General features: G+C 71.7%; 6 protein-coding genes. 2 read left to right on the plus strand and 4 right to left on the minus strand.

The annotated features are described in order from the left end of the window. The 4 genes from HKK72_RS35065 to HKK72_RS35080 form a co-directional block, all read right to left on the minus strand. Positions 1 to 317, minus strand: a 317-nt coding sequence (locus tag HKK72_RS35065) for a DUF1203 domain-containing protein (protein ID WP_187238710.1), incomplete at its 3' end; no start/stop codon positions are given. A 151-nt stretch (positions 318 to 468) separates the two neighbouring features. Then, positions 469 to 1,701: a M20 family metallopeptidase gene (locus HKK72_RS35070; RefSeq protein ID WP_261987500.1), complete on the minus strand. Its 1,233-nt coding sequence runs from the start codon at positions 1,699 to 1,701 to the stop codon at positions 469 to 471. Positions 1,702 to 1,832: 131 nt separating this feature from the next. Then, positions 1,833 to 2,030, minus strand: coding sequence for a DUF4236 domain-containing protein (locus HKK72_RS35075; protein WP_187238711.1), 198 nt, complete (start codon positions 2,028 to 2,030; stop codon positions 1,833 to 1,835). Between the two features lie 119 nt (positions 2,031 to 2,149). Next, positions 2,150 to 3,529, minus strand: coding sequence for a WS/DGAT/MGAT family O-acyltransferase (locus HKK72_RS35080; protein WP_187238712.1), 1,380 nt, complete (start codon positions 3,527 to 3,529; stop codon positions 2,150 to 2,152). Positions 3,530 to 3,737: 208 nt separating this feature from the next. Between HKK72_RS35080 and HKK72_RS35085 the strand changes: the two genes are divergently transcribed. Together HKK72_RS35085 and HKK72_RS35090 are read left to right on the plus strand one after the other, a co-directional pair. Further along, entirely contained in the window at positions 3,738 to 4,703 is a 966-nt protein-coding gene (locus HKK72_RS35085; protein WP_187238713.1) for a universal stress protein, read from the plus strand. A 24-nt stretch (positions 4,704 to 4,727) separates the two neighbouring features. After that, complete coding sequence (locus HKK72_RS35090) at positions 4,728 to 5,708, plus strand: CapA family protein (RefSeq protein ID WP_187238714.1); 981 nt, start codon at positions 4,728 to 4,730, stop codon at positions 5,706 to 5,708. Positions 5,709 to 5,753 lie beyond the last annotated feature (45 nt).

The raw sequence follows: 5,753 nt of genomic DNA on the forward strand, positions 1-5,753 counted from the left end.
GCCCGCAGCACCTGACGCCGTCCGTACCAGCCCGGCGGGTAGCGGTCGAGGGCGGCGGGCCCGCCGCACGGCCGGGCGTGTGCCAGCACCGCGCCGATCTCGCGATAGGGGCTGGACGGGATCGGCGGCTCGTATCCGAAGAGGATCAGTTCCTCCCCGGGTTCGGAGTCGCGCAGGCAGCAGCGCAGCGGGTCACCGCCTTCGGAGACGATGCGCTCTACGGGGCCGGCCGAGGAGCCGGCGCTTCGCACGCGCGCGAGCTCCTCGGCGGGGATCACGTGAATGAGAAAGGGGGCGTTCGTCGTCTTTTTGGTCATATCCGCACATTGCCCGCCCGACTCGCGGAGTGCTGGCGGCTATCGGACCTCGCGCCGTAAACCCGACTTCACCGACGCGGCGCGCGCCGAACGGGATCGCCGGTGGTGACGGACCGGTGGTGACGGACCGGTGGTGACCGATCGGCGCCGGTCAGCCGCCCTGCACGGCGGCCAGATAGCCGGCGAGGAAGCCCTCGGCGACCTGCCCGACCAGCGCGTCGTCCGGCAGGAACCGGCCGTGGTGCAGGCCGGGTGACTCCGGGGAGGCGTCCGTGGCCGTGCCGACGAACAGCATGAGGCCGTCGGCGACCTCGCGGTAGTGCGCGAAGTCGTCGGCTCCGTAGGAGCGGAAGCCCGTGTCGGTGGTCACCCCGAAGCCGGTCAGCCATCGAGCCGCACGGCCCGCGAGCGCCGGGGCGTTGTGCAGGACGGGCTGCAGCCGGTCGACGCGCACGCGCCCTTCGCAGCCGTGTGCCGCGGCGGTGTGGGAGACGATGTCGCGGATCAGATCGGCGGCCACCGCCCGGTCCTGCTCGCGCATCACCCGGATGCTGCCGCGCGCCGTGGCGGTCCTGGGGATGACGTTCGGGGCGCTGCCCGCCGTGACCTGACCCACGGAACAGACGGCGCCGAGCACCGGGTCGAACCGCCGGCTGGCCACCTGCTGCAGGCTCACCACCGCCTGGCACAGGGCGAGTACGGGATCGCGGGTCACGTGCGGGTAGCCGGCGTGCCCGCCGTGGCCGTCGATCGTGATCTCGAACTCGTCCGCCGCCGCGTTGACCGGTCCGGCCGTGGCCGAAACGACCCCGCTCGCCAGTCTGGGCTGGACGTGCACGCCGATGACGGCCAGCGCGTCGTCCAGCACGCCGGCCGCCACGACGTCCTCGGCGCCCGACGGCGCGGTCTCCTCGCGCGGCTGCAGTAGTGCGAGGATCGGGACCGTGACGCCGATCCGGGCGGCGGCTCTGCAGATCGCGACCAGCGCGGCCAGGTGCACGTCGTGTCCGCAGGCATGCATCACCCCCGACCGCGCGGCCCAGGCCACCCCGGTCTGTTCGAGGATGGGCAGCGCGTCGAGTTCGGCGCGCAGCACCACCGGGGGGCCTTCCCCGCCGATCCTCACGAGCCGGCCGGTTCCGGCTACGGCCACCCCGTCGCCGGCGTCCAGAGCGTGCACCACCGCGCGGGCGGTGTCGTGCTCGTCACCCGATACGCGGGGGTCGGCATGGAGCCGGTGGCGCAGCGCGACCGCGGCCGGGAGCTCATCGGCGATCGCGGCACGGAACTTGTCGATCCACGCGCCGTTCGCATGCCTCGGCACGGAGCCCTCTTGTTCCGCGTCGCTGAGCCACGACCCCATGCACACCTCTCGCAGATCCATGCCGGGGCAGGCGGCCGCACGGCGTCAGGACATCAAAATAACTCATTTCCGGCCCACCTGATTATGGCTGGACCTGGGCCGACCTGGCCTTTCGACAAAGACTTCACACCACGGCGCGACATATCAGGGCGTCAGTCACGGCGCCGGCTGCCGAGCGATCGCCGCCAGGACAGACCGGTGCCCGGCACCCGCAACGTCATCTGCCGTCGGCCGTCGGCCGTCTTGGTATAACGCGCGCCCTTGCCGCCGACGCTGTGCCCGACCCCCGTCTTGGAGAAGTTGATGCGGAACGGACCGAACTTCAGCGACTTGCGGAATCCGAAACCCATGGCGGCCTCCTGATCGACTTGTGGATCACGAGTTCCCTGGCCGCAGGGGCATCAATCCGGAAGTGTGTAACAAGCAAGACCTAAAGGGTATTACGGGCAGGCCGATAGGCGTGCAGATGTCAGACGGCGCGAGCGCCGTCGAGGAGTTCCGCGATGCCGGCCTGGACGCCCGCCGTCAGCACGTCGAGATCCGGCATCGAGTCGAAGTCCCCGGTGACGCCGAAGTAGAGCCGCCCGGCGTAGGAGAAGATCCCCGTCGAGACCGCGACACCGGCGGCGATGGGGACGTACGGGTAGAGCCGGACCACCTTCCGGCCCATCACGTACAACGGGAAGGGCGGCCCCGGCACGTTGGTCGTGACCGTCTGGAACAGCGGCCGTACGGCCGCGAGCACGGCGCGCGAGGCCAGTGACAGCAGCGTGGGGGCGTAACCGGCCAGCCGGACCAGCGCGTCGGCGCCCATCGCCTGGTGCGTGCGCTTGAGACCGTCCATCTGCTCGCGGATCAGCCGCAACCGCTCCAGCGGATCGGGCTCACCGCACGGCAGGGTGACGATCACCCCGGACACCCGGTTGCTCAGCATCGCGTGTTCGTCGTCGCCGCGTACTGACACCGGCACCAGTGAGCGCACCCGGGTCTGCTCGCTCAGTTCTCCGCGCGTCTCGAGCACATCTCGCAATCCCCGGGCGACGGCGGCCAGCAGCACGTCGTTGACCGTGCCGCCGAACGCCCTGCGGATCGCCTTGACGTCGTCGAGTTCGGCCTCCATCCACGACCAGCGTCGATGCGGGCCGATCGGGCCGCTCAGCGACCGCGCGGCGGGGTCGGCGACCGGCCGCAGGCTGCGTGGCAGGCCGCCGACGAACTCCCAGACTCCCCGGATGTCGCAGACCCGGCGGCCGAGCGCCGCAGCGCCGGTCCATCGCCGCACCGGTTCGGTCACCGTGTCGCGCAGGCCGCCGACCACCAGCGAGAGCGTCGACGGCGCCGCCTCCGCGGTCCACGGCTCTGGTGACCCAGGGCGATCCGCGTCCGGGGCGAGATCGAACAGCAGGGTCATCAGATCACCGGCGCCCACCCCGTCGACCACGCAGTGGTGCACCTTGGCGATCAGCGCCCAGCCGCCGCTCTCCAGGCCCTCGACCAGCCACAGCTCCCAGAGCGGCTTGCTCAGGTCGAGGCTCTGCGCCAGCACCCGCCCGGCGAGGTTGCGCAACTCCTCCGCACCGCCGGGCGCCGGCACGGCGGTGTGCCTGACGTGGTAGAGGATCTGGAAATGCGGGTCGTCCACCCACACCGGTCGGCCGAGGTTCAGAGGCACGGTGCGGACCCGCTGCCGGTAGCGGGGCACGTCCGCCAGCTTGCCGAGGATCATCCGGATGAGGTCGCCGTAGGCCGGGGCGGGCCCCTCGAACACCGTGACCGAGCCGATGTGCAGCGGGGTGTTCTCACGTTCGGCGAAGAGGAACCCGGCGTCGAGCGCGTTCATACGTTCCATGTCGCACCCCCGCGATCCGGGTCACCCCTCGACGGCACCCCTCCATCGCACCCCGTCGCGGAGGGCGCGGGCAAGGGACCGATGTCCCGGCGCCGGGGACGTACGACCCTACGGATCTCCCATCGCGTCGAGGTGTCCTGGAAGGAATCTGCGGCGTTCGCCGGCCGGGGTACGCCGGTCCGCGGCCCGAGTGCCGGAGGAGGGGGCCATGAGCTGGCATTCGCACGTGGTCGTCGGCTACGACGGGTCGAGGGACGGTGATCGCGTCGTCCGCTGGGCCGTGACGGAGGCGAAACTGCGCCGCATCGGCGTCACCATCTGTCACGCGTGGCACTGGGAGTACCCCATGACGCAGATCGATCCGGAATGGCTGGGGATCGTCAAGCGCATGGCGGGGCACGTGCTGGATCACGGCGTCTTCATCGCGCGGACCATCGCGCCGACCGTGCAGGTCAGAAAGGTCCTGTTGCCCGGCCCGGCGTCCTCTGTCCTGCTGCACGAGGCCGAGGACGCCGAGGCCATCGTGGTCGGCTCGGGCGGCGAGGGGGATGTGCCCGCGGGGTCCACCGCCATGCGCCTGGCAGCGATGGCGAGCTGCCCGGTCGTCGTGATCCGCAGTGCCGGGCCCGCGGACGGGCGGATCGTCGTGGGGGTGGACGAATCCGCGGGGAGCGACGCGGCTCTGGCCTTCGCGTTCGAGGAGGCGGCCCTCAAGGGCTGGCAGGTGCACGCGGTGCACGGCTGCGGCGATCCGCCCCTCGACACCGACCCCGAGATCATCAGGCGGCGGGCCGGCGTCCTGCTCGAGCGTGCCGTCGCTCCGTGGCGGGACAAGTACCCGCAGGTCGCCGCATGGACGCGCCTGGTGATGGAGCCCGCCCACGAGGCGCTCGTCAAGGCCGCCACCGGCACCGAGATGCTGGTGGTCGGCGACCAGGGAGCGGGCGTCCACCCGCCGCTGACGCTGGGTCCGGTGAGCCGGGCGATGCTGCACCGCGCACCGTGCACGGTGACCGTCGCGCACCACTGGCGTTCCTCCGGAGACGTCGACGAATCCGCACGCGCGAGACCGGGCGCGCGGGCCGACAGGCCCCGGCCGACCCCGCTCGAACCCGTGAGATCGAGTCCGGACATCGGGGAGGGCGACGCGGACATGCGGCGGTGGCCGCCGTGACCGCGCGGGCGGCGGAGGTGGCCGATGCCGATCAAGGTCGCCCTCGCCGGTGACACGATGCTCGGCCGGAAGGTGGCCGAGCGCCTCGCCACCGTGGCACCGCGCGAGTTGTTCTCCGACGGCCTGCGGCAGATCCTCGCCACGGCCGATCTCATCGTGATCAATCTGGAGTGCTGTGTTTCGGACCGCGGGCGCCCCTGGGACGCCCCGGGCAAGATGTTCCATTTCCGCGCGCCACCCCGGGCGGTCGAGGCGCTCGCCTCGCTGGGCGTGCACTGCGTCACCCTCGCCAACAATCACGCCCTCGACTTCGGCTATGACGCGCTGGCCGACACGCGCACCCATCTCACCGGCGCGGGCATCCGCGTCGTGGGCGCGGGCGCCGACCAGGCCCAGGCGCGCTCCGCCGCCGTCCTGCGGGCCAGGGGCGCGCGGCTGGCCGTCCTGGGAGTGACCGATCATCCCGAGGACTTCGCGGCGACGGCGGATCGGCCCGGTGTCGCCTACGCCGATCTGCGCCGCGGGGTCCCCGGCTGGCTTCCCGAGGAGGTACGGCGGCTGCGGCGCGACGTCGGAACGGTGATCGTCACTCCGCACTGGGGTCCCAACATGACCACCGAGCCGCCGCCGTACGTCCGGGAGGCGGCCGCCGCCCTGCTGGAGGCGGGCGCCGCCCTGGTGGTCGGGCACTCCGCGCACGTCTTCCACGGCGTGGACTGGCCCGTGGTCTTCGACGCGGGCGACTTCATCGACGACTACGCGGTCGATCCGCTGAAGCGCAACGATCTCGGACTGCTGTTCATGGTGACGCTGGACGAGCGGGGGCCCCGGCTGATCGAGGGCGTGCCGCTGGCCCTGGACTACTGCCGTACGCGCTTGGCGGAGGGCGCCGAACGGGAGTGGATCCGGCGGCGCTTCACCGAATCCTGCGCGGCCTTCGGTTCCGAGGTCCGGGCGGAGCACGGCCGGCTGGTCCTCGCCGGCCGCGATCCGCTTGATTCGTGAACAACCACGAAAGGCCCAGAAGTCCTGAGATGTAAGGACCAGTGC

The organism is Actinomadura sp. HBU206391, from assembly GCF_014323665.1.
Lineage (GTDB): Bacteria > Actinomycetota > Actinomycetes > Streptosporangiales > Streptosporangiaceae > Actinomadura_C.